Raw genomic sequence first — 23,644 nt, 5'->3', positions numbered from 1 at the left:
GACCCGACCGAGCCCGCCGCCCCGAAGGCGAGGCCCCGCCATGCCGCGCGTAGCCCTCTTCATCACCTGCGTCAACGACGCGCTCTTCCCCGAGACCCCCAAAGCCGTCGTCCGCATCCTCGAACGCCTCGGCTACGACGTCGACTTCCCCGCCGCCCAGACCTGCTGCGGCCAGATGCACGCCAACTCCGGGTACAAGAAGGACGCGACGAAGCTCGCCCGCTCCTTCGAAGCCGTCTTCGGCGACTACGACCACGTCGTCACCCCCTCCGGCTCCTGCGCCGCCATGACCCGCGACCAGTACCCCCACCTCACCGGCTCGTCCATAGGGCAGCGGGTCCACGAGCTCTCCGAGTTCCTCCTCGACGTCGCGGGCGTCGAGGACGTCGGCGCCCGCTTCCCCCACACCGTCACCTACCACCCCACCTGCCACGGCACCCGCGCACTCGGCCTGGGCGACAAGCCCATGCGCCTCCTGCGCGCCGTCCGCGACATCGAACTGGTCGACCTCCCCGCCGCCGACCAGTGCTGCGGCTTCGGCGGCACCTTCGCCCTCAAGAACAGCGAGGTCTCCACCGCGATGCTCGCCGACAAATGCCGCCACGCCGCAGACACCGGCGCCGAATACCTCGCCGCCGCAGACAACTCGTGCCTCACCCACATCGGCGGCGGCATCAGCCGGTCCGGCGGCCCCCGCCCGATCCACTACGCCGAGATCCTCGCGAGCACCGCATGAGCACCGACCTCGTCCCGGCCGCCTCCCTCATCCCCGCCGACGCGCCGTTCCCCAAGGCCGCCAAGGTCGCCCTCGGCATGCCCCAGCTGCGCAAGAACCTCGCCCACGCCACCGGCACCATCCGCGCCAAGCGCGCCAACGTCGCCGGAGAACTCGACGACTGGGAGCAATTGCGGGACGCCGCCGCCGCGATCAAAGCCGACGTGCAGCACCGCCTCCCCGAACTCGCCGTCGAGTTCGAACGCAACGCCACCGCCGCCGGAGCCACCGTGCACTGGGCACGGGACGCGAACGAGGCCAACCAGATCGCCGCCCGGCTCGTGCGCGAGGCCGGGGCCGAGGAGGTCGTCAAGGTCAAGTCCATGGCGACCCAAGAGATCGAGCTCAACGAGTACTTCGAGGCCAACGGCCTCAAGGCTTTCGAGACCGACCTCGCCGAACTCATCGTCCAGCTCGCCGAGGACAAGCCCAGCCACATCCTCGTGCCCGCGATCCACTACAACCGCACCCAGATCCGCGACATCTTCGACCAGCGAATGGGCGACGCGCCTTCCGGACTGACAGACGAACCGGCCGCGCTGGCCGAAGCCGCGCGCCAGCACCTGCGCCGCCGCTTCCTGTCCGCGAAGGTCGCCGTCTCGGGCGCGAACTTCGCCGTCGCCGAGACCGGTTCGCTGGTCGTGGTCGAGTCGGAGGGCAACGGCCGCATGTGCCTGACGATGCCCGAGACCCTGATCAGCATCGTCGGCATCGAGAAGCTGCTCCCGAGCTTCACGGACCTCGAAGTCTTCATGCAGCTCCTCCCGCGTTCGTCCACAGGGGAGCGCATGAACCCGTACACCTCGGTGTGGACGGGTTCGCGCGAGGGCGACGGGCCGCAGGACGTGCACATCATCCTCCTCGACAACGGCCGCACCGGCGTCCTCGCCGACGAGGTCGGCCGCCAGGCGCTCTCGTGCATCCGCTGCTCGGCCTGCCTCAACGTGTGCCCGGTATACGAGCGCACCGGCGGGCACGCGTACGGCCACGTCTACCCGGGCCCGATCGGGGCGATCCTCGCGCCGCAGCTGGAACCGGGCAGGCACGACGATCTTCCTTACGCCTCAAGCCTGTGCGGGGCCTGCTACGAGGTCTGCCCGGTCAAGATCAACATTCCGGAAGTGCTCGTGCACCTGCGCCAGCAGGGCCCGCACGAGGCGGGCGAGCAGGCCGCGATGGGCGCGGCGCAGGCCGTGATGGCGCGGCCGGGGCTGTGGCGGGCCGCGTTGCGGGTCGCGCGGCTCGGGTCGATGCCGTGGCGCCGCAAGGGTTTCCTGCGCAGGCTCCCGTGGCCGGGCTCGCGCTGGACGGTGAGCCGGGACCTGCCGGTGCCGCCGAAGGAGGACTTCCGGTCCTGGTGGAAGGAGCGGCAGTGAGCGCACGCGACGAGATCCTGGCGCGGATGCGCCGGGCCCTGGACGGCGCCGGTGAGGCCCCGGTGCCGCCGCGCGACTACCGACGCGAGCTTGACGCAGGCACCGACATCACGGCGATGCTGGTCGACCGACTCGTCGACTACAAGGCAAATGTCCACTACGGACTCGAAGAGATCGCGTCGGCCTTGGGAGGCGTGAAGCGCGTCGTCGTGCCCGCCGACCTCCCGCAGGACTGGCGGCTCGGCGGAGCCGAGTTCGTCCCCGACGCAGACCTGTCCACGGCCGACCTCGACGGCATGGACGCGGTCCTCACCGGCTGCGCCGCCGCCGTCGCCGTATCGGGCACGATCATGCTCGACACCGGTGCGGCCCAAGGCCGGAGGGCGATCACGCTGGTGCCGGACCACCATGTCGTGGTGGTCCGGCCGGACCAGATCGTCGGCCACCTCGCGGAGGCGCTGCCGATGCTCGACCAGACTGCCCCGCAGACCTGGATCTCGGGACCGTCGGCGACGAGCGACATCGAGCTGCAGCGCGTCGAGGGCGTCCACGGCCCCCGCCGCCTCGACGTCGTCCTGCTCTGAGCTCGCGTCCGCCAGGCGACCGGTCACGCTCGGCAGAGAAGGTATGAACGCCCCGTAGTGGTGTGAGGCGGGCATAATCGCGCCATGCTCCTCACGAGGCCCGGTGTGCTGCTGGGCAACCGATATCTTCTGCACCAACGGATCGGGGCGGGAGGGATGGGCGAGGTCTGGCGGGCCGAGGACACCATGCTGCGCAGGCCCGTCGCCCTCAAGGTCCTGCATCCGGCGCTGTCGGACGACGACAGCTTCCGGCGGCGCTTCGTCGAGGAGGCCCGCACCGTGGCGGCGCTCCGCGCGCGGGGCGTGGTCGAGATCTTCGACATCCGCGCCGAGCGCGACGAGAACGGCGAGGCCATGACCTACCTGGTCATGCAGTTCCTCGAGGGCCAGTCGCTGCACGCGCTCATCGAGCGGCAGGCGCCGATGCCCGCGCAGCGGGTGCTGCCGCTGCTCGCGCAGGTCGCCGACGCGCTCGACGTGGCGCACCGGGCCGGGATCGTCCACCGGGACATCAAGCCCGCCAACATCATCGTCGACGCCAGGGGCGTGCCGACGATCCTCGACTTCGGGATCGCGCTGCGGCGCGACCAGACCGCGCTCACCGCCACCGGCACGGTGCTGGGCACGGTCGGGTACGCCTCGCCCGAGCAGCTGCGCGGCGAGGAGCTGACCGGCGCGTCGGACCTGTACTCGCTCGGGGTCATCGCCTACGAGTGCCTGAGCGGGTCGATCCCGTTCGACCGGAACTCGCCCGCCGCCGTGATCACGGGGCACCTGCACGAGAACCCGCCGCCGCTGCCGCCGAGCGTCCCTTCTGTGGCCGCCGAACTCGTCGACTGGGCGATGGCGAAGCACCCTTCGGACCGCCCGGCCAGCGCGGGGATGTTCGCGCAGGAGTGCAGGGTGGCCGCGCCGCACGCGGCGACGCCGCCGTCCCAGGTCCGTCCCGAACCCAATCGCACCACAGTGGACCTTCTGGTGTCGTCGTCTCCGCCGCCGCCCCGCGCGACCGCGCCGATGCCCGCCGCCGAGGAGCCGGAGCCGCCGAAGCGGAAGCGCGGCAAAGGTGTCCTTATCGGATTGGCGGCGGTGGTCGCGGCGGTCGGGCTGACGATCGGCGTCATGCAGTTCCTCGACCAGGACGAGGACCCGGGAGACCAGGGCGCCCAGGAGGACCCGGCCGCCACCGGAGACGCTTCGTCCTCGGGCGAGGCGAGCGAGTCGGCCACGACGCCCGCCGAGGAGGCCGCGACCGAACCCGAGGTTCCCGAGTCGTCGGTCCTGGTGAGCGCCTTGAGCGGCGCTTGCCTGATCGGCTACTTCGACACGGCGCCGCCGAGCGTCCGCATGGACCCGTGCGACGTCAACGGCGTCGATGAGTTCGCCTTCGTCGACGCGGGCGACGGCGTGCGCTTGGAGTACACGTTCGAGGAGTCGGACGGTGTGGACGCCACGAGATGCGTCGACTGGGACGGCGAGTTCCTGAACTTCAGCGAGGCCTGCGAGACGACGTGGGTGTTCGAGTACCTGCGCACCGACGAGGGCGAAGCGGCCGACTTCTGGCAGGTCCGCGCCTCGGGCGACGGGAACTACTGCCTGGACGTACCGGAGGAGCCCAACGTCGAGGACAGGCACTCCGGGGAACTGGAGACCTCGCCGGTCCTCAGCCCGTGCACCGAGGGCGACGCGGGCCAGGAGTGGCGGACGACCGCGTCCTGACTCCGGGATGCTCCTCGGTCAGCGGCGGCTGCGGCGCACGCGTTCGCGGCCGAGGAGCCACAGGGCCTGGACGCCGTCGGTCCAGGTGATCTTCTTGCCCTCTTCGCGGCTGCGCGCCGTGTAGGAGATCGGCACCTCGTAGGGGCGGATGCCGCGCTTGAGGAGCTTCGCGGTCAGCTCGGCCTCCATGCCGAAGCCGCCCGAACGGATGTTCAAGTCGAGGTACATCTGGCGCGGGAGCAGCTTGTAGCAGGTCTCCAGGTCCGAGATGTAGGAGTTGAACAGGATGTTCGCGGCGAGGGTGATCCCCTTGTTGCCCATGACGTACCAGAACGAGTACGCCGAGTGGGAGCCGAAGGAGCGGGACCCGTAGACGACCTCGGCCTTGCCGTCGAGGACCGGCGTGAACAGCCGGGGGAGGTCGGCGGCGTCGTACTCGCCGTCCGCGTCGAACACGACGACGTAGTCGCCGTGGGCGGCCTTGACGGCGGTGCGGATCGCGGCGCCCTTGCCGCGGTTGCGGTCGTGGCGGATGAGCCGCACCCGCGGATTGTCCTCAAAGGTCTGGAGGACCTCCCAGGAGCGATCGCGGGAGCCGTCGTCGACGGCAACGATCTCGGTCTCGCAGGGGAACTCCACTGCGAGCAGCTCTTTCAACGTTCCGGCAGCGAGGCGTTCCTCATTGAAGACCGGAACGAGAATCGACAACAGCATTGCTGCTCCATCCCCGCGGATCGAACAAGATTGCACAACCATAACGCGCTCATGCCAGGACGGCATCGGCCGGACGGGTCGTGTTGAATGCAGGGTGTTGAATAGACCGGTGCTGCTCGTCCTGTGGCTCCTGCTTCTGCTTCCGGCGCTCGCCTACGCCCTCCGCCCCCGCGACGGGGCCGTCCTGGCTCCTGCGCGGCTCGCCGTCGTGCGGGCATCGGTCCTGTTGGGGGCGTACGCGATCGGCGTCGTCGAGGTCGCCTCGGCCTTCACCGCGCTCAATGCGGCCGCGATCCTGATCGCGTGGCTCCTGGCCACCGCCGCGGTCGTCGCCGCCGTCCTCGTGCGCTGCGTACGAGACGTAACCCCAGCTGACAGCGCCGGGACGCTCGACGCGCTCCGCGAGGAGCTGCGCTCCCGCCGCGGCGCCACCCGCCGCACTTGGCGGCGCACCAAGTCGGCCGCCGCCGCGGCCCCCGCCTGGCAGTGGGTACTCGGCTGCGTCGTCGCGATCCTCGCCGTCAGCGTCGCCGTCCTGGCGATCGGCTCGTCCCCCAACAACTTCGACTCCCAGACCTACCACCTGCCGCGCATCGAGCACTGGGTGCAGAACGGCAGCGTCGCCGCCTACGCCACCGACATCCACCGCCAGATCGACATCGGCCCCGGCTCGGAGTACCTCCTCACCCACCTGCGGCTCCTCTCCGGCACCGACAGCGCGTACAACCTGCTGCAGTACCTCGCCGCGATCGGCTGCGCCCTCGCCGCGTCCCGGATCGCCGCCCAGCTCGGCGGCGGCCCGATCGCCCAGCTCGCGACCGTCTTCGTCCTCGCGACCACCCCCGAGGTGCTCCTCCAGGCGTCCAGCACCCAGGTCGACCTCGTCGCCGCCGCCTGGGTCGCGTGCCTCGCCACGATCGTGCTGGACGAGTTCACCCGCCCCGGTGACGCGGGCGGCGTCCTCCGCGTCGCCGCGCCCCGCTCCGACGCGGTCTACCTCGGACTCGCGTTGGGGCTCATAGCGGTCACCAAGAGCACCGGGCTCCTCGCCGCCGCGCCGCTCCTGCTCGTCTGGGGCATCGGACGGCTCGTGCGCGACGGCCGTCGCCGCCGCCCCTGCCTGTGCGGGCGCAGCCCCGGCCGGTGCTCCCGCGCCGACGCCTCGCGCGCCGCCCACGCCCGTGCGGCCACGATCGTCGCGTCCCTCGCCGTCCTCGCCATCGCCGTGGTCCTGGTGGGGCCCTTCATGCTTCGCATGCAGCAGACCTTCGGCCACCCCCTCGGCCCCGAGGTGCTGCGCGACTCCATCGGCGTCCAGACCGCCGACCCGCGGCTGCTGCTCATCAACGGCCTGCGGATCGCCCAGACCAACCTCGACACGCCCCTGTTCTTCCTCTCCGACGCGTTCGCCGCCGCGATCAACGGCCTCGCCAACCTCATGGGCGTCGACGTCAACGACCCCCGGATCACCTTCGGCTCCACGCAGTTCCCCGTCCCCGCCTGGTACCCCGACGAGGACCGCGCCGCCTTCCCCGTCACCGGCCTCGCCGCCGTAGCCGGGCTCACCTGGTTCGCCGTCAAGGGCCCGGCGCTGCGCCGCGCCTACGCCGCCGCCCTCGCCGTCGCCTTCATCGGCGTCGTCTGCACCGTCTCCTGGCAGCCCTGGGTCAACCGGCTCGTCATGTTCCTCGTCGTCCTCGGCGCACCCGCCGCCGGACTCCTCGCCGCCGGGCTCGTCAAGGGCTTCGCCGCCACCGCACGCGACCGCACCCGGCGGCGGGCCGCGATCACGCTCGTGGCGGTGGTCGCCGTCGTCGCGTCCCTCGCGGGCCTGCTCACCGTGGCTTACGGCTACCCGCGCCGCCTCGCCGGGACCTGGTCCGTCTTCAGCCTCACCGACCTCGAAGAACGCTTCGTCAGGCGCCAGGAGTGGCTGCCGCAGTACGAGGAGGCCGCTGCGGCCGTCGCAGCCGTCGAGCCCGAACGCGTCGGCCTCGTCCAGAGCAACGACTCGTGGGAGTACCCGTGGTGGATCCTGCTGCCCGACGGGACCGAGATCTACGCGCTCCAGTCGATCGTCCCCGGCGAGACCCCGCCCGACCCGGCGACCATGGACGCCATCGTCTGCGCCGAAGACCTCGAAGAATGCGCGATGCTCGTCCCCGACGACTGGGAGTACCACGACCTCGGCACCGTCGCCTACGCGATCCCGCCCAGCGGATCGTGAGTCTTCCCCGCACGGCAGGGCCCCTTGAGCTGCGCCTACAGGCCTGCCACTAACCTGGGCGCATGCTGCTTAGCGACCGCGACATCCTCGATGCCGTCAAGAACGACCGCCTCGGCATCCAGCCGTTCGAAGACGAACTCGTGCAGCCCTCCAGCATCGACGTCCGCCTCGACCGGCGCTTCCGGGTGTTCAACAACCAGAAGTACACCCACATCGACCCCTCCAAGCAGCAGGACGACCTCACCTCCGCCGTCGAGGTCGCCGACGACGAGCCGTTCGTCCTCCACCCCGGCGAGTTCGTCCTCGCCTCCACCCTCGAGGTCATCACCCTCCCCGCCGACCTCGCCGCGCGCCTCGAAGGCAAGTCCAGCCTCGGCCGCCTCGGCCTGCTCACCCACTCCACCGCCGGGTTCATCGACCCCGGCTTCTCCGGGCACGTCACCCTGGAGCTCTCCAACGTCGCCAACCTCCCCATCACCCTGTGGCCGGGAATGAAGATAGGGCAGCTGTGCGTCTTCCGGCTCACCAGCCCCGCCGACAACCCGTACGGCGCGGGCGCGAACTTCTCCCGCTACCAGGACCAGCGCGGCCCCACGCCGTCGAAGTCGTGGATGCACTGGCGCACCTGGCCGACGTAGGCCCCTGGCGTCCCCGCCGTCCCGTTCTAGTTACAACGGTGTCGGTGTTTATCGCGCAAAGCGCCTGAATAAGGACGGTATCCGTCCTAACCTGCGGGGATGGACATCTCGCAGAGCTTCCAGAACATGATGAACAACATCATGGAGTTCCTGCCGCGTGCGCTGGCGTTCATCGCCATTCTCGTCATCGGCTGGTTCGTCAGCAAATGGATCGGCAAACTCGTCGGCAAACTCCTGAACAAGGTCGGCCTCGACAGGGTCGGCGAGAAATCCGGGCTGCGCCGCTACACCGGCAAGTTCGAGCTGAGCGACCTGCTCGGCAGGGTCGTCTACTTCATGCTGCTGCTGTTCACGCTGCAGCTCGCGTTCGGGGCGTTCGGGAACAACCCGGTCTCGACGCTGCTCAACCAGATCGTGGCGTGGCTGCCGCAGCTGTTCATCGCGCTCGTGATCGTCGTGGTCGCCTTCGCGATCGCGAACGCCGTCTACGGACTGGTCGGCGGCACGCTCAGCGGCACCAGCTACGGCAACACCGTGGCGCGGATCTGCCAGGTCGCGATCGTGTTCTTCGGTGCGGTCGCCGCGTTCGGCCAGGTCGGGATCGCCACGACCGTGACCACGCCGATCATGTGGACCGTGCTCGCCATGGTCGCGGGCGTCGTCATCGTCGGCGTCGGCGGCGGGCTGGTCGGCCCGATGCGCGCGCGCTGGGAGCGGATGCTCGACAGCGCCGAGCACGAGGCCTCCAAGATGAAGGGCGGCACGGGCATGGGCGGGGACGCCACCTCGTCGATGTCGCAGACCTACAGCTCGGACCGGTACGGTACGGCCGCCGACACCCAGGCCCCGACGGCGGGCACGATGGGGGAGGCGGGCGCCATGGGCGGCGCGATGCCCGAGGGCGCCCGGCCGCACGGGACGAGCGCCGGCGCGGGCATCGAGTCCGAGCGCCCGATGCCGCCGAACGAGCCGTGAGGGCCGCGCCGGGAGACGATGTGTCCGGTCTCCCGTAGCGGTTCCCATGCACGGCAAGGCGAGGCGCCGCCTCGGAGCACCGCCACTTCACGCTCGACACGCCGGCCGCACTTCCTTCGGGGGGTGCGGCCGGGCCTCGTTCCGGCGCGATGCACCACCTGCACACCCTGCGAAAGTGGGCTTTTGCTCCCTGCTCGCACGGGTACGCCCGAGTAACCTCATCGGGGTGGAGATGAATGGCGATAACAGGGGCGGTTCCAAGCGCCGCCGCGAGATCCTCGACGTGGCCGTCAGACTGCTCGCCAAACACGGGTACCACGGCGTGTCGATGGACGACATCGGCGCGGCCGCCTCCATCACCGGGCCGGCGCTCTACCACCACTTCAAGGGCGGCAAGGAGCAGATGCTCGCCGACGCCCTCATCCCCGTCTCCGAGCGGCTCCTGTCGGGCGGGCGGCACTGGGCGTCGCTGCACTCGGAGGACCCGCAGGCCGCGCTCGAGGCGCTGGTGGACTTCCACCTCGAGGTCGTCATCGACTCGCCGGAGATCGTCATCCTCCACCTGCACGAGCTGGACCGCCTCCCCGAGGAGCCGCGCCGCCAGGTGCGCAAGCTGCAGCGCGTGTACGTCGAGGAGTGGGTGGGCGTCCTGTGCCGCCTGCGCCCGGGCCTCCAACCCGAACAGGCCCGCGTCCTCGCCCACGGCGCCTTCGGCCTCATGAACTCCACCCCGTACCTCTCGTTGGGTGAAGAGGTCAGCGCCGCCGAGACCGCAGCCCTGCTCAGAGCAGCAGCCCTAAGAGCCCTCGACCCGGGCTGACCGCCCCGAGGCTCCAGCGCTCGCAGCTCCACGCACCCGGCGCGCACCCCGCCACCGCTGCGCGCGACCGCCCCAAGGCCCCGCGCGCTCGGCGCCCGCCCGCCCGATCGGCGCGGCCGCACTGGGACCCTTCCCCTTCTCCCGCCCCACCCACCCCACCCGCCGCTCACCGCCCTCGTGGACGCGGACGTTCGTTGTGGTTGCCGAACACGGGTGCCCCGTCGGGGCGGTGCGCGCTTGCCCGCCTGGGAGTTCGGGCATGCCGGTCGGTGAGCCTGGCCGTGGCGAGGGTGTTCCGGCCTCGCTCCGGCCCGTTCAGGCCTGCGGTGCGCCGGTCGGCGGGTGCTGGGATTGCTTTTCGTGTCGGCGGCCCGTCCCGTATTTCGGGATCGCGGGTTAGCATGGGCTGTGGGCCGCAACGGGTCGCGGTCCGGGGAGGCGGAGTGATGCTGCACCAGCCTGATCGGGTCTCGCTGCGCGAGGTCGCCCCGCGCGACGGCCTGCAGAACGAGCCTCCCGTCCCGACCGCGGACAAGATCCGGCTGATCGACGCGCTGTCGCGCACTGGCTTGTCGCGCATCGAGGCCGTGAGCTTCGTCAGCCCGAAGGCCGTGCCGCAGATGGCCGACGCCGCCGAGGTGTGGGCGGCCGTCGAGAAGCACTCCGGCATCCGATACAGCGCCCTCGCCCCCAACCGCCGCGGCGTGCAGCGGGCCCTCGACGCCGGGTTCTCCGCCGTCGAAGTGGTCGTCTCGGCCTCGGAGACCCACAACCGCGCCAACATCGGGCGCAGCGTCGCCGAGTCGCTCGCCGAGCTGCCCGACATCTGCGACCTGGCGCGCGAGCACCTGGCCTCGGTCGAGGTCATCATCGCCACGAGCTTCGGCTGCCCCTTCGAAGGCGACGTCGCGCCAGCGAAGGTCGCCCGGATCGTGGAGGCCGCCGAGGCCGCCGGGGCCGGTCGAGTCGCGTTCGGCGACACCACCGGGATGGGGACCCCTCGCCGCGTCACGGAACTGCTCGACGCCGTCGACACTTCGCTGCCGATGCTCATGCACTTCCACGACACCCGGGGGACCGCCCTGGCCAACCTCCTCACTGCGCTCGATAGGGGCGTCGTGGAGTTCGACGCCAGTGTGGGCGGGATCGGCGGCTGCCCGTTCGCTCCGGGTGCTTCCGGCAATGTGGCGACCGAAGAAGTGGTCCACATGCTCCACGACATGGGTGTGGAGACCGGTGTGGACCTCGATGCCCTCATCCGCACTGCCGAACTCGCCCAGGAGATCGTGGGCCGTCCGCTCGAGTCCGGCGTCCTTCGCGCCGGACCCAGGACCAGTCTGACGCCGAAACCTTAAGCCACGCTGAAGCGACCTGAAGGCGGCTTCAGGGTCGCGGGAGGGCATGGGCGTGGGCCCCGGCCCGGACATGGTGAAGGCCCCGGGGTCTCGAACCTCCCCGGGGCCTTCTTCCGGACACCGCCACAGGACGGCCGGTGCCCGCGTGCCGGGTAAAACCTCCGAATACCCGGACGACTCGATGGTGACATCCGAACCTCAGAGTTCCCAGCGGTATAAGGGAAACTCTGTCGAACCTCACGTCACATTTCTTTAACGCGCGTGCATCATCCGGGACATTTTCCGCGAACTTCCACGCCGCCAGGACCGCCGCGACCACCACGAGGCCGAACACGCCCCGCCAGCCGTACAGCGGCACCGCGAACAGCGCGCCGACGCCCGCCGCGATCCCCGCCAGGAGCGCCCCAGCCGACAGCGCCACGGACCCGTTGCCGTCGCCGACCTCGAACGCCGCCAGCACCCGCCCCGACAGCGCGATCGCGAACCCGGCGGCCGTCCCGAACGCTCCGGCCGCCGCCACCGCGAAGCCGAAGCCGGGCGAGAGCGCCACCGCGAGCGACCCGAGTGCCAACGCCCCCAAGGCGATCGCCCCGGTGTACCGGGCGTTGCCGAGCGTTCCGGTGCGGCGCGTCGCGTTCGCCGCGACGACCAGGCCGACCGCGAACGCCCCGAGCGGCCACAGCCGCGTCCCCGGCGAAGCGCCGAAAGCGGAGGCGATGTCGGTGACCAGGAACGCGGTCACGGCGGCGGCCGCGAACGCCACTGCCTGCGCGTACGCCGCCCAGAGCGCCGGCGCCCAGCGGAGCGTGGTCCGCTTCGGCGCCGCGCCCCTCGGCGTCTGGATCTCTGTAGGTGCGGTCATGCCGTCGAAGTTATGGCCGTTCGCGCGCACGCGCCCCGGTCGGACGACTGGGACCGGCGACTGGGACCGAAACCCGGTAAGGGCGCGCGTTCGACCAGGTGGCGGGCGCCCCAGTCGACCCCAGTCGAATGACAGATGCGAGCCCGCCGCCCCCGTGGCTACCCTGGAGGGGTCCCCGGTCGTCCTGAGGATGGAGCCGCCGTGAATCCCATTGCCGACACCACGCGCGCGCGCCAGGACGCCGCCATGCTGCCGGAGGAGACCGCCCGCCCCGTCCTGTACGGCCGCGACCCCGAACTCGACTCGATCCAGGCGCTCCTGGACGGCGCCCGCGTCGGCCACGGCGGCGCGCTCGTCGTCCGCGGCGAGCCCGGGATCGGCAAATCCGCGATCGTCGACGCCGTCATCCCCCGCGCCGAGGGCTTCACCGTCCTGCGCACCCTCGGCGTCGAAGCCGAGCACACCTGGTCGTACGCAGGGCTCCAGATGCTGCTGCACCCGCTGCTCGACCGCATCGACCGCCTCCCCGCCGCCCAGGCCGAGGCCCTGCGCACCGCCCTCGGCATGGGCGACGGCACCGGCCGCGCCCACTCGCTCCAGGTCGGCCTCGCGCTCCTGAACCTCCTCGTCGACGCCTCCGCGAAGCAGCCCGTGTACGTCGTCATCGACGACGCCCACTGGCTCGACCGCGACTCCACCAACGCGCTCCTGTTCGCCGCCCGCCGCCTCACGACCGAGTCGATCACGATGGTCCTGGTCGTGCGCGACGGCTTCGCCCCCGACTTCCCCGCCCCCGGCATCCCGGAGCTGACGCTCGGCCCGCTCGACCTCGACGCCTCGCAGGCGATCCTCGACATGCGCGCCGACGAGATCCCCTTCACCAGCCGCGACTGGATCCTCCGCATGGCCGAAGGAAACCCGTTGGCGCTCTTGGAGCTCCCGGCCGCCGACAACGAGGAGTCGCTGCTGCGCGCCGACACCTCCAACAGCCGCTACTCCACGACCTCCCGCATCAAGCAGGCGTTCACCGAGCGCATCATCGCCCTCCCCGAGGGCACCCGCACGATCATGCTGCTCGCCGCCGCCGAGGAGACCGGCGAGACCGCCGTGATCGCCGAGGCCGCCGCGAAACTCGACGCGAGCCTCGCCGACCTCGAACCGGCCGAAGTGGACGATCTGCTGCGGTACCACCGCGGCCGCATCGAGTTCGTCCACCCCCTGATCCGCTCCACCGCCTACCACTCCGCGCCCAGAGCCCGCCGCATCGAAGCCCACCGGGCCCTGTCCGAGGCGTTCGGCGACGGCGACATCCGCGCCGCCCGCCACCTCGCCGCCGCCACCACCGGCCTCGACGAGAAGGCCGCCGCCGCACTCGAAGCCATCGCCTCCTACGAGGCCGAACGCGGCGGCTGCGTCGCCGAGATGGCCGCCCTCGAACGCGCCGCCAGCTTCACCCCCGACCCGTGCCGCCGCGGCCGCCGCCTCGTCGAAGCCGCCCAATGCGCTTACGCCGCAGGCATGACCGGCAAGGCCCTCGAACTCGCCGAAGCCGCCGAGCGCCTCACCGACGACCACGTCCTCCTCGCCCGGGCCGCGCTCATCCGCGCCACGATCCTCTCCTGGGCCGGCCACTCCAAAGGCTTCGACGTGTGGATGGAGTCGGCCGAGCACTACGCCGCCACCGGCCACGAGAACACCGGCTACCCGCTGCTGCGCGGCGTCTGGAACGCCTGGGAGACAGGGGACTTCGCCAAGGTCAAGTACGCGTCCGGGCTCGCCTCCAAGTACGGCGGCTCCAACAACGCCTGGGTGCGCCGCCTCGCCCGCGCCGCCGCCGGGCTCAACCGCCAGCCCGACGACACCGCCGGGGAAGCGGTCGACGCGCTGCGCTCCCTCTACGACTACTACCAGCCGCTCCACGAGGACTTCCAGGCGTTCGACCAGGTCCTGGCCGCGCGCTGGCGGTTCCTCGCCGGGGACGTGCCCGCCGCGCACCAGGCGGCGGCCGAGCAGGTGCGGGCCTGCCGCGAACGCGGCGCGCTGAGCCCGCTCGTGCAGGCCCTGCTCGTCCAGGCGCAGACGCAGTACCACTATGGACGGTACGCGGACGCGCAGGCGTCGGCGTCCAGCGCGATCGAGCTGGCGCACGAGCAGAACGACCGCCGGGCCCTCATGCAGGGCCGCATCTGGGTGCTGCTGCCGATCGCCGCGATCCGCGGCGAGGAGCGGCGCTGCCGCGAGCTCGTGGCCGCCGCGATCCAGGACGCCCCCGAGGACTCGGTCATCCCGGCCGACACCGCCTTGGGGCTCTTGGAACTCGGCCTCGGACGCTACGAGGCCGCGTTCGACCGGTTGCTGCGCATCGCCGAGGGCGGCACGCCCATGGAGGTGCTCATGCAGGTCCCCACCTTGGTGGAGGCCGCGTTCCGCTCCGGGCGGCTCGCCGAGGTCAAGGAGGCGTTCGACTGGTTCGCCGACTGGGCCGACGCGACGGGCCGCTCCTACTGGGAGGCGCTCGTGGAGCGCTGCCGGGCGCTGTTCGCGACCGAGGCCGAGGCCGGGACGCACTTCGCGCGGGCCGTCGAGCTGCACCGCGCCGACGACATCGACCCGTTCGAGCGGGCCCGCACGGAGCTCCTGTACGGCGAGTGGCTGCGGCGGGTGCGCCGCATCAACGAGGCGCGGGCGCACCTGCGCGAGGCCACCGAGGTGTTCGAGCGGCTCGGCACGGTGCCGTGGACGCAACGCGCCCAAGGGGAACTGCGCGCCGCGGGCGACTCGACGGCCGTCGAGTCCAAGCCCGACCTGGCCGAACTCCTGACGCCGCAAGAACTCCAGGTCGTGCGCCTCGCCGCCGACGGGCTCACCAACCGCCAGATCGGCGAGCAGCTGTTCGTCAGCCCCAGGACGGTGGGCTACCACCTGTACAACGCCTACCCGAAGCTCGGCGTCTCCTCCCGCACGGAACTCGCGAAGCTCGACCTGTAGACCGACACGGAACGGCCCGCCCCGGAAGGGGCGGGCCGTTCCGCGCGTCACGCCGCGGCCGGGACCGGGGCCCTCCACGGCTTCGTCGTCGCCTGCAGGGCGGCGCCCAGGAGCAGCAGCGCCGCCACGGTCCAAGCCGACAGCCGGTAGCCGTCCACGGCCGTCGCCCCCAGGCCCCACGCCAGCGCCGCCAGCACCGGCCCCAGCGACGACCCGATCGTCCGCGTCGTCGCCATGAACGCGCCCGCCGTGCCCGACTGCTCCGCCGGGGCCGACGCCAGCAGGTACGCGTTCATCGGGCTGTTGAACAACCCGAACGCCAAGCCCAGCAACGCGATCCGAGCCCCGAGCCCGATCAGCCCCGTCCCCGCGTCCACGAACAGCAGCGGCACCACCGCCGCGACCACGACACCCGCGCCCGCCAGCGACACCCGCCCCGAACCGAACCGGTCCGCGAGCCACCCCGACACCGGCGTCATCACCGCGACACCGCCGATGAACGCCAGCATCACCGTCGACACCAGCTCCGGCCGCACCTCCTGCACGTCCGTGAGCAGGAACGGCAGGCTGAAGTTCAGCAGCCCCGTCACTCCCGACAGCAGCGTCAGACTCAGCAGTGCCCCCGCCACCTGCGGCGACCGCAGCAGCGCCACCGTCGGACCCGACGACTTCTGCCGCACCCACAGCGTGCCCAGGACGACGCTCGACGCCAACGCGCCCACCGCGATCAGCGGATCGGTGTCGACGTACTCGAACGTCAAGAGGAACGCCGCGATCGCGCCGCCCGACGTCGCCACGTCGACCAGCAGCGCCCGGTCCGGCCTGGGCAGGCCCGTCCCGTTGCTCGGCACCGTCACCGCCACGGCCGCCAAAGCGACCGCAGCCATCACCGCGAGGACCCAGAACAGGCCCCGCCAGTCGAACACGGCGATGAGGAACCCGCCCGCGCCGACCATGCCCATGCCGCCCACGGTCATCATGAGCGCGATCGCCGACATCGCGCGGCCGCGCTGCGTCTGCGCCGCCGAGACGACGATGATCCGGCCGGTCATCCCGAACAGGAGCCCGCCGAGCAGCCCGGCGAGCGCCCGGGCGGCCAGCAGCAGCCCGAACGTCGGCGCGAGCGCGGCCGCGACCGACCCGACGGTCAACGCGGCCATGGCGAACACGGCCACGGCCCGCAGGTCGGCGCGGTCGGCGAGGCGCCCGGCGGCGATCGCGACCGCGCCCACGGGGAGGGCGTAGGAGAGGAGCACCCAGGCCGTCGCGGCCTCGGTCACCGCGAAGTCGGTGCGGATCGCCGGGAGGGCCACGGCGAGGGTGGACATGCCGCCGGCGACAACGAGCTGTGCGAACCCGACGGCGAGGATCGCTCCCCAGCGGGTGGCGGCGGCCTCCGGGGCCGCGCTGGTTTCCGTTGCAGTGGTCATGGCGGCCACGCTAAGAGCAGAGCGACCTGGGGCGCATCTGTCATGCGACCGTTGACGCCTACTGCACGTCGCGACCAGTCGCGGCCCAGTCGGTCGACGGATGTGCCCCCGGTCGTTCCGTCCGTAGCTTCGTCATCGCAAGCCGGAGCTACGAAGGAACGGAAACACCATGAGCGACAGACTGCGCCTCGGCGTCATCATCGGGTCGACCCGCGAGGGCCGTTGGGCCCCCGCCCCCGCCAAGTGGATCGCGGGGGTCGCCGAGCAGCACGGCGGCTTCGACGTCGACCTGATCGACCTGCTCGACGCCGACCTGCCCCAGCACCTGGTCGAGGACGACATGTGGTCGACCGAGGCCGACCCGTCCGCGCCCGTCGCGGCCCTCTCCGAGCGGCTCCACCGCGCCGACGCGTTCGTGGTCGTCTCGGGGGAGTACAACATGTCGATCCCCGCGTCCCTGAAGCACGCGATCGACTACTACATGAACGAGTGGGCGGCCAAGCCCGTCGCGATGGTCACCTACGGCGGCAAGATCACCGGCGGCCAGAACGCGGCCCAGCACCTGCGGCAGATCTTCCCCGAGCTGCGCACCATGACGATCCGCAACTCGATCGCGTTCCCGCGCTTCTACCAGGACTTCGACGAGCGCGGGGAGTTCACGAAGTTCGGCGAGTCCGAGCGGGCCGCGAAGACCCTCCTCGACGAGCTGCACTGGTGGGCGCTGGCGCTCGCCAACGCCCGCAAGGCGACTCCGCTGCCGAGCCCGTTCTAGCGGGGTCGGACCGGGTCTAGGCCTTTCGTCCTAGGACCCGGTCCGGGGCCTTATCGGAGCGCGTCCGCGCCGGTACCGTTGAAGCGTGTTGTACGGACGCGAGACCGAGACCGCCGCCCTCGAGGGCCGCCTGGCCGCCGCCCGCGAGGGCCGCGGTTCGGCGCTGGTGGTGCGCGGGGAGGCCGGGATCGGGAAGTCGAGCCTGGTGGCCGCCGCCGCTGAGGCCGCCGCCGATGCGACCGTGCTGCGCTGCACGGGTGTGGAGTCGGAGCACGCGTGGTCGTTCGCGGGCCTGCAGGCGCTGCTGCTGCCGCTCGCGGGGCATCTGGAGGCGATCCCCGAGCACCACGCGTGCGTGCTGTCGCGCGTGCTGGGCCTGGAGGCCGCGCCGGACAAGGACGCGCCCCCGGGGGACCTGCGGTTCACCGTCGGTCTGGCGGCGTTGAGCCTGCTCACGGAGGCGGCCGGGCACCGGCCGGTGTTCTGCGTGGTCGAGGACGCGCACTGGCTGGACCCGGACTCGGCCGACGTCCTCCTCTTCATGGCGAAACGCCTTGCGGCCGAAGCGGCCCTGATGGTGTTCACCGTCCGGGAGGGGTACGCGCCGGACTTCCCGACGCCCGGTCTCGACGAGCTGCGGCTGGGTCCGCTCGACGACGAGGCCGCCGCGTCGATCCTCGCCGACCGGTTGGGCCCCAACGCGTTCGCCGACCGGACCCAGTTGCTGCACTCGGCCGAGGGGAACCCGCTCGCGCTCCTGGAGCTGCCGCTGGTCGACTCCGAGGTGCGCCTGGCCTCGGACTGGACGGGGCAGCGGTCCACGACGGGCCGCCTCAAGCAGGTGTTCGGGGACCGCATCGAGCGGCTGCCGGAGCCGACCCGGACGCTGCTGCTGGTGATCGCCGCCGACGACACGGCCGACACCGGCCTCGTCGTGGAGGTCGCCGGGAAGCTCGGGGCGCAGCTCACCGACCTGGCCCCGGCCGAGGCGGACGACCTGGTGCGCTTCGGCGGGGACCGGTTCACGTTCGGGCACCCGCTCATCCGCACGGCCGCCTACCAGGGCGCGCCGCTGTTCCGCCGCATCGAGGCGCACCGCGTCTACGCGGAGGTCATCGGCGCCGAGGACTACCGGCGCGCGTTCCACCTGTCGGCCGCCGCCACGGGCCCGGACGAGGAGGTCGCGGCCGCGCTCGAGGCGTCCGCGCAGTGCATCGGCACCTGCGGCGGGCACGGCGTGGAGATGACGGTGCTCGAACGCGCCGCGTCGTTCACGCCCGACCCGGTCGAGCGGGGCCGCAGGCTCCTGAGGGCCGCCGAGGCCGCGATGTCGGCGGGCAACGGCCCCAAGGTGAAAGCGCTGTACGGGCAGGTGCTGCGGTACACGGACGACCGCGCGGTGCTGGCCCGCGCGACCCAGATCGTCGCCCTGGTGACGGCGTGGGACAACGACGTGCGCGAGTCCTACCGGCTGTACATGGAGGCCGCCGAGCACTTCCAGGCCGCGGGCAACAACTCGACCGGGTATCCGCTGTTCCGCGCCGTCGAACTCGCCTGGCAGGCAGGGGACTTCTCGCGGGCCGAGGTCGCCGCCGAGCACGCCGAGCGGCTCGGCATCGAGCACGCCTGGCTCGTGCGGGACCTCGCCAGCGCCACGGCCGGGTTCAACCGGTCGTGCACGGTCACGGTGGGAGAGGCGGTCGCGGCCCTGCGCCGCCTCATCGACGTCCACAAAGAACACGACGACGCGATGACGCCGGAGAACCGCGGCATGGTCGCGTGGTGGCAGGTGCTCGTCGGCGACATCGACGGCGCCGAGCAGACCGCGTCGGACACCGTGCGCCTCGCCCGCCAGCGCGGCGCGGCCGGGGCCTTGCCGCGGGCGCTGGTCCTCAACGGCATCACCGAGTTCCGGCGCGGCCGGTGGCGCGACGCCGAGGCGCTCGCCGAGCACGCGATGGACCTCTCGATCGAGCTGGGGCACCGGATCGGGCCGGTCAAGGCCCGCGCGCACGTGCTGGCGATGACGGCCGCGTACCGGGGCGAGGAGGAGCGGACGCGCGCGATCGTGGAAGCGGCCGAGGCGGACTCGCCCGGAGACACCGTGGTCGCGATCGACTCGCCGCTGGCGCTCCTCGACTTCTCCCTGGGCCGCAACGAGGAGGCGCTCGACCGGCTCATGTCTCATCTGGACTCGAACGCGCCGGGTGAGGCGCTGACGCTCGTCCCGGTCGCCGTCGAGGCGGCGGTGCGCGCGGGCGAGCCGGAGCGGGTCCTGGGCGCCTTCGACTGGTTCACGCAGTGGGCCGAGGCGAGCGGGCAGTCGCACCTGATGGCGCAGGTCGAGCGCTGCCGGGGCCTCCTCGCGGGGGACCAGGACGCCGGGGAGCACCTACTGCGCGCCGCCGAGCTGCACAAGGCCGACGAGGGATTCCCGTTCGAGACGGCCCGCACCGACCTGATCCTCGGCGAGTGGCTGCGCCGCGCCCGGCGGGTCACCGAGGCGAAGACCCGGTTGCGTTCGGCCGCAGCGGTGTTCGAGCGGCTCGGGGCCGAGCCTTGGAGCGAACGGGTGCGCCGGGAGCTGCGCGCGGCGGGCGACGCGGGCCCGATCGAGGCCGCCCCGGACCTCGCGAACAAGCTCACTCCGCAAGAGCTGCAGGTCGTCAGGCTCGCGGCCGTGGGCCTGAGCAACCGCGAGATCGGCGAGCAGCTGTTCCTGAGCCCCCGCACGGCCGGGTACCACCTGTACAAGGCCTACCCGAAGCTCGGCGTGGCGTCCCGGAACGAACTCGCGAAACTCGGCCTCTAGCAAGCGAAGCCGGAGGCGCTGCCCGGCGGCGCCTGAGCGGTCGGCTCGTCAGACCCAGAACTCGTCGCGGAAGTTGCAGCAGGGGCCTTCGCACTTGACGTGGTTCGGATCCTGCTCCGGATCGTCGTAGTACGGGTTGATCTCGCGCAGGATCCGGTAGGCCTCGTCCCGGACGGAGTAGGCCTCGGCGGGGGTGTCGGCGTCTTCCGGATCGGCCGCTTCCATACGCCGATGGTATTCCGGCGGCGCAAGCCCGAGAGGGCGGCGACGCGGGGCGGCTTCTGGACGCCGCCCCGGTCCCGATTGGGCCGCTTAGAGACCATGGCGTCCCAGGAAGTCCAGGACGAGGCCGTGCCAGGCGTCGGCCTGCTCGGCCATGAGCACGTGCCCGGCCGCGACCTCCGCGTACTCGGCGCCCGGGATCCGCTCGGCGAGGAACCGGTGGTTCGCCGGGTCGACAAGCAGGTCCCGGCTCGCGCCGACCACCAGCGTCGGGACGGCGACACCGGCCAGGTCGGCGGTCGTGTCCACCTCCTGGATCAGGGCCGCCTGCGCGGCCGTGCCGCCGGGGATGTTCGCGGCGAACTGCGCGACCGCCGCAGTCAAGTCCTCATCGGACAGACTGTTGACGAAGCCGGGGCTGAACGCCGTCGTGAGCACGAAGCGCGCGAACGAGTCCCGGTCGCCCGCCGCGAGCAGGTTCCGCCACAGGTCGAGCGCGAGCCGGAGCCGGTTGTCGGCGCGGGCGATCCCGGCCGCGAGCACGAGCCCCTGGACGCGCTCGGGGTGGCGGGCGGCGGCCCTGACCGCGACCGCCGTGCCGAGCGAGAACCCGATGACCGTGAACCGCTCGCTGGCGGCCTCGGCGACCAGCGCGTCGGCGAGCGAGTCGAGGTCCAGGACCGTGTCGTCCGCCGGATACGAGGACGCGGTCACCTTGTGGCCCTTGGCGAGCAGCGGAATGAGCGACCCGAAGTTGGACTCGATGCCGCCGCCCCCGCCGTGGGCGAGGACGATGCCGGGGCCGGAGCCGCGGACTTCGGTGGCGAGCTTGGGGAACTGAGCGGAAATGTTCGTCATGCCCGCGACGTTATGACTTCACATCAGTGTGAAGGCCACACACTTGTGTCGGAGGTCACGATGCTTATCGGTGAGCTGTCGCGCCTGACCGGGGTCAGCACCCGGCTCCTGCGCTACTACGAAGAGCAGGAACTGCTCCTGCCCGGACGCGACTCGCACGGCTACCGCTCCTACCCCGAGGACGCCCCCGCCCGCGTCGAGCAGATCCGCAAGCTCCTCGAAGCAGGCGTCTCCACCCGCGAGATCAAACACCTCATCCCCTGCGCCACCAACGAGGGCCTGCTGCACTGCGACCACTCCCACGCGGTCATGCGCGACGCCCTCGCACGCCTCGACGACCAGCTCGCCGACCTCGCGCACAAACGCGAACTCCTCGCGGGCCAGACCCGGGCCGTGACCGACCGGCCCTACGACCCGGTCGGGCCCCGCCCCGAATAGCCGGGTTCAGGACCCCGGCGGCGGCGCGTCGTAGCGGACCGTGCCCGCCTCCGCGCCCGGACCGCCCGGCACGAAACCGGCTTTCTCCAGGACCCGCACCGAAGCCGGATTCGACGGCTCCACGTGCGCGAACACCGCCTCCACCGCAGGGGACGTGAACGCGTGCGCCGTCAGCGCCAGCACCGCCTCCGGCGCGTAACCGCGCCCGCGACGCGACGGCGCGACACCGTACCCGAGCTCCACCGCGCCGTCCGCGGGCGGCCAGAACAGACCGAGCGAACCGACCACGAGCCCGCTCGCACGCTCCACGATCAACCGGTGCCCGAACGGCCCCAGCCATGCGGGCTCCGCCGCGATCAGCGGTGCGATCACCTTGTCGCCCGCATCGGGGAAGTCCTCGGCCCAGTCGTCCAGACGGCCGCCCTCGGCCACGGTCGCCGCCTCGACGGCGGTCCACACCCGCAGCAGCAGCCGCTCGGTCCGCAGATCGGCCACCGCCGCACCGGCATCAGAAGCATCAGTCACAACCGCCACCGTAGAACGCGGAACCCTTGCAGGGCAACCCGGTTGCGCACCCGAGAACACGCCCCCGCCTGCATCGCGGGCCCCCGGTCACAAGGGTGGAGCCCCCGGCAGGTCATCACCCACGCCGCGCCCACGTGCGCGCCGCCGCCTGCTTCGCGTCGATGATCGTCTCCACCTCCACGACCTCGATACCCCGGTGCCGCTCCGCGACCGACCCCTTCGGCACGATCGCCGTCTTGAACCCGAGCCGCGCCGCCTCGCCGATCCGCCTGTCCGCGTTCACCGTCCGCCGCACCTGCCCCGTCAGACTCACCTCGCCGATCGCCACCAGGTCCGCGCTCACCGCGATCTCCTGGTCCGCGCTCACCAGCGCCAGCGCCAGCGCCAGATCCGAAGCGGGCTCGCGCACACGAATCCCCCCGATCGTCGTCGCGTACACCTCCCGGTCCAGCAGCCGCATCCCCCCGCGCCGCGTCAGCACCGCCAGGACCATGTTCAACCGCGCCTGGTCCAGACCCGACACCGTGTGCCGCGGCACCGCACCGTCCTTCACCGACTTCCCCAGCAGCGCCTGCACCTCCACCGGCACCGCCCGGCGGCCCTCCATCGTCACCGTCACGCACGTCCCCGGCGTCGGCTCCGTCGGCGCGTCGTCGAGGAACAGACCCGAAGGGTCGGCCAGCGACACGATCCCGTCCTCGGTCATCTCGAAGCACCCGACCTCGTCCGCCGGACCGAAGCGGTTCTTCACACCGCGCAGCAGCCGCAGCATCGAGTGCCGGTCCCCTTCGAAGTGGACGACCGTGTCGACCAGGTGCTCCAGGGCGCGCGGCCCCGCGATCCCGCCGTCCTTCGTGACGTGGCCGACGAGGATCACGGCCATGTTGCGCGCCTTGGCCTCCGCGGTGATCGCGCTGGCGACGGCCTTGACCTGGGTGACGCCGCCGGGGACGCCGTCGGTGTCGGGGGCGATGACGGTCTGGACGGAGTCGAGGATGAGCAGGGACGGCTTGACGTCCTCGATGTGGCCGAGGACCGCGCCGAGGTCGGTCTCGGCGGCGAGGTAGAGCTCCTCGGAGAGGCAGCCGGTGCGGTCGGCGCGGCGGCGGACCTGCGCGGCCGACTCCTCGCCGGTGGCGACGAGCGCCTTGCCGTACCCGGCCTCGCCGAAGCGGTGCGCGACTTCGAGGAGCAGAGTGGACTTGCCGACGCCGGGCTCGCCGGAGATGAGGGTGACACCGCCGGGGACGAGGCCGCCGCCCATGACGCGGTCGAACTCGCCGATGCCGGTGGGCAGGCTCGCGGCCTGCGCGGCCGAGACGGTGCCGATGCGCATCGCGGGCTTGGCGGGCCGCCGCGCGGAGGGCAGGGCCGAGGCGATCGAGCCGCTGCCGCTCTGGCGCGGCGGGGCCGCGGTCTCCTCCATCGAGCCCCACTCGCCGCAGTCGGGGCACTGCCCGACCCATTTGGGGACCCTGGCCCCGCACGCGCCGCAGGCGTAGGCGATTCGCTGGCTCTTCGACATGGCGCCAGCCTACGTTCCGGTCCCGACAC

At 71.9% G+C, this 23,644-nt stretch carries 20 protein-coding genes; 13 read left to right on the top strand and 7 right to left on the bottom strand.

All coding sequences use genetic code 11. From position 1 onward, the window contains the following. Positions 1 to 40: 40 nt before the first annotated feature. From ACGGCP_RS00200 to ACGGCP_RS00185, 4 genes are all read left to right on the top strand, one after another. Entirely contained in the window at positions 41 to 736 is a 696-nt protein-coding gene (locus tag ACGGCP_RS00200) for a (Fe-S)-binding protein (protein WP_392958863.1), read from the top strand. Beyond that, positions 733 to 2,151 carry a LutB/LldF family L-lactate oxidation iron-sulfur protein gene (locus ACGGCP_RS00195; RefSeq protein WP_392958861.1) on the top strand — a complete coding sequence of 473 codons (1,419 nt, stop codon included), beginning with the start codon at positions 733 to 735 and terminating at the stop codon, positions 2,149 to 2,151. The genes ACGGCP_RS00200 and ACGGCP_RS00195 overlap by 4 nt, the downstream gene beginning before the upstream one ends. Further along, a complete protein-coding gene (locus ACGGCP_RS00190; protein WP_392958859.1) occupies positions 2,148 to 2,735 on the top strand; it encodes a lactate utilization protein C in 588 nt (195 codons plus the stop codon). The genes ACGGCP_RS00195 and ACGGCP_RS00190 overlap by 4 nt, the downstream gene beginning before the upstream one ends. Positions 2,736 to 2,819: 84 nt before the next feature. After that, entirely contained in the window at positions 2,820 to 4,454 is a 1,635-nt protein-coding gene (locus tag ACGGCP_RS00185) for a protein kinase (RefSeq protein WP_392958857.1), read from the top strand. Between the two features lie 18 nt (positions 4,455 to 4,472). Here ACGGCP_RS00185 and ACGGCP_RS00180 read toward each other — a convergent pair whose 3' ends face one another. After that, entirely contained in the window at positions 4,473 to 5,168 is a 696-nt protein-coding gene (locus ACGGCP_RS00180) for a glycosyltransferase family 2 protein (RefSeq protein WP_392958854.1), read from the bottom strand. Between the two features lie 109 nt (positions 5,169 to 5,277). Here ACGGCP_RS00180 and ACGGCP_RS00175 point away from each other — a divergent pair, with 109 nt between their 5' ends. From ACGGCP_RS00175 to ACGGCP_RS00155, 5 genes are all read left to right on the top strand, one after another. Beyond that, the gene (locus tag ACGGCP_RS00175) at positions 5,278 to 7,395 is read left to right on the top strand and encodes a hypothetical protein (RefSeq protein ID WP_392958851.1); all 2,118 of its coding nucleotides are present in this window, start codon (positions 5,278 to 5,280) and stop codon (positions 7,393 to 7,395) included. Between the two features lie 62 nt (positions 7,396 to 7,457). Then, positions 7,458 to 8,033 carry a dCTP deaminase gene (gene dcd, locus ACGGCP_RS00170; protein ID WP_392958849.1) on the top strand — a complete coding sequence of 192 codons (576 nt, stop codon included), beginning with the start codon at positions 7,458 to 7,460 and terminating at the stop codon, positions 8,031 to 8,033. A 99-nt stretch (positions 8,034 to 8,132) separates the two neighbouring features. Continuing rightward, entirely contained in the window at positions 8,133 to 9,008 is an 876-nt protein-coding gene (locus tag ACGGCP_RS00165) for a hypothetical protein (RefSeq protein ID WP_392958846.1), read from the top strand. Positions 9,009 to 9,240: 232 nt separating this feature from the next. Next, the gene (locus tag ACGGCP_RS00160) at positions 9,241 to 9,828 is read left to right on the top strand and encodes a TetR/AcrR family transcriptional regulator (protein WP_392960391.1); all 588 of its coding nucleotides are present in this window, start codon (positions 9,241 to 9,243) and stop codon (positions 9,826 to 9,828) included. A 446-nt stretch (positions 9,829 to 10,274) separates the two neighbouring features. After that, entirely contained in the window at positions 10,275 to 11,183 is a 909-nt protein-coding gene (locus tag ACGGCP_RS00155; RefSeq protein ID WP_392958843.1) for a hydroxymethylglutaryl-CoA lyase, read from the top strand. Between the two features lie 28 nt (positions 11,184 to 11,211). Here ACGGCP_RS00155 and ACGGCP_RS00150 read toward each other — a convergent pair whose 3' ends face one another. Then, a complete protein-coding gene (locus ACGGCP_RS00150) occupies positions 11,212 to 12,075 on the bottom strand; it encodes a hypothetical protein (RefSeq protein WP_392958840.1) in 864 nt (287 codons plus the stop codon). A 171-nt stretch (positions 12,076 to 12,246) separates the two neighbouring features. Between ACGGCP_RS00150 and ACGGCP_RS00145 the strand changes: the two genes are divergently transcribed. Then, positions 12,247 to 15,033 carry an AAA family ATPase gene (locus tag ACGGCP_RS00145; RefSeq protein ID WP_392958837.1) on the top strand — a complete coding sequence of 929 codons (2,787 nt, stop codon included), beginning with the start codon at positions 12,247 to 12,249 and terminating at the stop codon, positions 15,031 to 15,033. 47 nt (positions 15,034 to 15,080) lie between these two features. On the opposite strand, the gene ACGGCP_RS00140 is transcribed toward ACGGCP_RS00145, so the two are convergent. Further along, the gene (locus ACGGCP_RS00140) at positions 15,081 to 16,463 is read right to left on the bottom strand and encodes an MFS transporter (RefSeq protein WP_392958834.1); all 1,383 of its coding nucleotides are present in this window, start codon (positions 16,461 to 16,463) and stop codon (positions 15,081 to 15,083) included. 169 nt (positions 16,464 to 16,632) lie between these two features. On the opposite strand from ACGGCP_RS00140, the gene ACGGCP_RS00135 reads away from it, so the two are divergent. Further along, a complete protein-coding gene (locus ACGGCP_RS00135; protein WP_392958832.1) occupies positions 16,633 to 17,235 on the top strand; it encodes an NADPH-dependent FMN reductase in 603 nt (200 codons plus the stop codon). An 85-nt stretch (positions 17,236 to 17,320) separates the two neighbouring features. Further along, complete coding sequence (locus tag ACGGCP_RS00130) at positions 17,321 to 20,047, top strand: ATP-binding protein (RefSeq protein ID WP_392958829.1); 2,727 nt, start codon at positions 17,321 to 17,323, stop codon at positions 20,045 to 20,047. A gap of 48 nt (positions 20,048 to 20,095) precedes the next feature. On the opposite strand, the gene ACGGCP_RS00125 is transcribed toward ACGGCP_RS00130, so the two are convergent. Both ACGGCP_RS00125 and ACGGCP_RS00120 read right to left on the bottom strand, forming a co-directional pair. Beyond that, a complete protein-coding gene (locus ACGGCP_RS00125) occupies positions 20,096 to 20,272 on the bottom strand; it encodes a hypothetical protein (protein WP_392958827.1) in 177 nt (58 codons plus the stop codon). An 87-nt stretch (positions 20,273 to 20,359) separates the two neighbouring features. After that, positions 20,360 to 21,127: an alpha/beta fold hydrolase gene (locus tag ACGGCP_RS00120; RefSeq protein ID WP_392958824.1), complete on the bottom strand. Its 768-nt coding sequence runs from the start codon at positions 21,125 to 21,127 to the stop codon at positions 20,360 to 20,362. Positions 21,128 to 21,187: 60 nt separating this feature from the next. On the opposite strand from ACGGCP_RS00120, the gene ACGGCP_RS00115 reads away from it, so the two are divergent. Further along, complete coding sequence (locus tag ACGGCP_RS00115; RefSeq protein ID WP_392958821.1) at positions 21,188 to 21,565, top strand: MerR family transcriptional regulator; 378 nt, start codon at positions 21,188 to 21,190, stop codon at positions 21,563 to 21,565. Positions 21,566 to 21,571: 6 nt separating this feature from the next. Here the strand turns inward: ACGGCP_RS00115 and ACGGCP_RS00110 are convergent, their stop codons facing one another. Together ACGGCP_RS00110 and radA are read right to left on the bottom strand one after the other, a co-directional pair. Beyond that, on the bottom strand, positions 21,572 to 22,090 hold the full coding sequence (locus ACGGCP_RS00110; protein ID WP_392958819.1) for a GNAT family N-acetyltransferase: 519 nt from the start codon (positions 22,088 to 22,090) through the stop codon (positions 21,572 to 21,574). 115 nt (positions 22,091 to 22,205) lie between these two features. Further along, positions 22,206 to 23,615, bottom strand: coding sequence for a DNA repair protein RadA (gene radA / locus ACGGCP_RS00105; protein WP_392958816.1), 1,410 nt, complete (start codon positions 23,613 to 23,615; stop codon positions 22,206 to 22,208). Positions 23,616 to 23,644 lie beyond the last annotated feature (29 nt).

Source organism: Glycomyces sp. NPDC048151, assembly GCF_043202775.1.
Lineage (GTDB): Bacteria > Actinomycetota > Actinomycetes > Mycobacteriales > Micromonosporaceae > Glycomyces.
This window is presented reverse-complemented; position numbering and strand designations above follow the sequence as displayed.

Coding starts and splice junctions, on each gene's coding strand:
- ACGGCP_RS00200 (WP_392958863.1), top strand. CDS start 41: ATGCCGCGCGTAGCCCTCTTCATCACCTGCGTCAACGACGCGCTCTTC.
- ACGGCP_RS00195 (WP_392958861.1), top strand. CDS start 733: ATGAGCACCGACCTCGTCCCGGCCGCCTCCCTCATCCCCGCCGACGCG.
- ACGGCP_RS00185 (WP_392958857.1), top strand. CDS start 2,820: ATGCTCCTCACGAGGCCCGGTGTGCTGCTGGGCAACCGATATCTTCTG.
- ACGGCP_RS00180 (WP_392958854.1), bottom strand. CDS start 5,168: ATGCTGTTGTCGATTCTCGTTCCGGTCTTCAATGAGGAACGCCTCGCT.
- dcd (WP_392958849.1), top strand. CDS start 7,458: ATGCTGCTTAGCGACCGCGACATCCTCGATGCCGTCAAGAACGACCGC.
- ACGGCP_RS00165 (WP_392958846.1), top strand. CDS start 8,133: ATGGACATCTCGCAGAGCTTCCAGAACATGATGAACAACATCATGGAG.
- ACGGCP_RS00160 (WP_392960391.1), top strand. CDS start 9,241: ATGAATGGCGATAACAGGGGCGGTTCCAAGCGCCGCCGCGAGATCCTC.
- ACGGCP_RS00155 (WP_392958843.1), top strand. CDS start 10,275: ATGCTGCACCAGCCTGATCGGGTCTCGCTGCGCGAGGTCGCCCCGCGC.
- ACGGCP_RS00140 (WP_392958834.1), bottom strand. CDS start 16,463: ATGACCACTGCAACGGAAACCAGCGCGGCCCCGGAGGCCGCCGCCACC.
- ACGGCP_RS00135 (WP_392958832.1), top strand. CDS start 16,633: ATGAGCGACAGACTGCGCCTCGGCGTCATCATCGGGTCGACCCGCGAG.
- ACGGCP_RS00125 (WP_392958827.1), bottom strand. CDS start 20,272: ATGGAAGCGGCCGATCCGGAAGACGCCGACACCCCCGCCGAGGCCTAC.
- ACGGCP_RS00120 (WP_392958824.1), bottom strand. CDS start 21,127: ATGACGAACATTTCCGCTCAGTTCCCCAAGCTCGCCACCGAAGTCCGC.
- ACGGCP_RS00115 (WP_392958821.1), top strand. CDS start 21,188: ATGCTTATCGGTGAGCTGTCGCGCCTGACCGGGGTCAGCACCCGGCTC.
- radA (WP_392958816.1), bottom strand. CDS start 23,615: ATGTCGAAGAGCCAGCGAATCGCCTACGCCTGCGGCGCGTGCGGGGCC.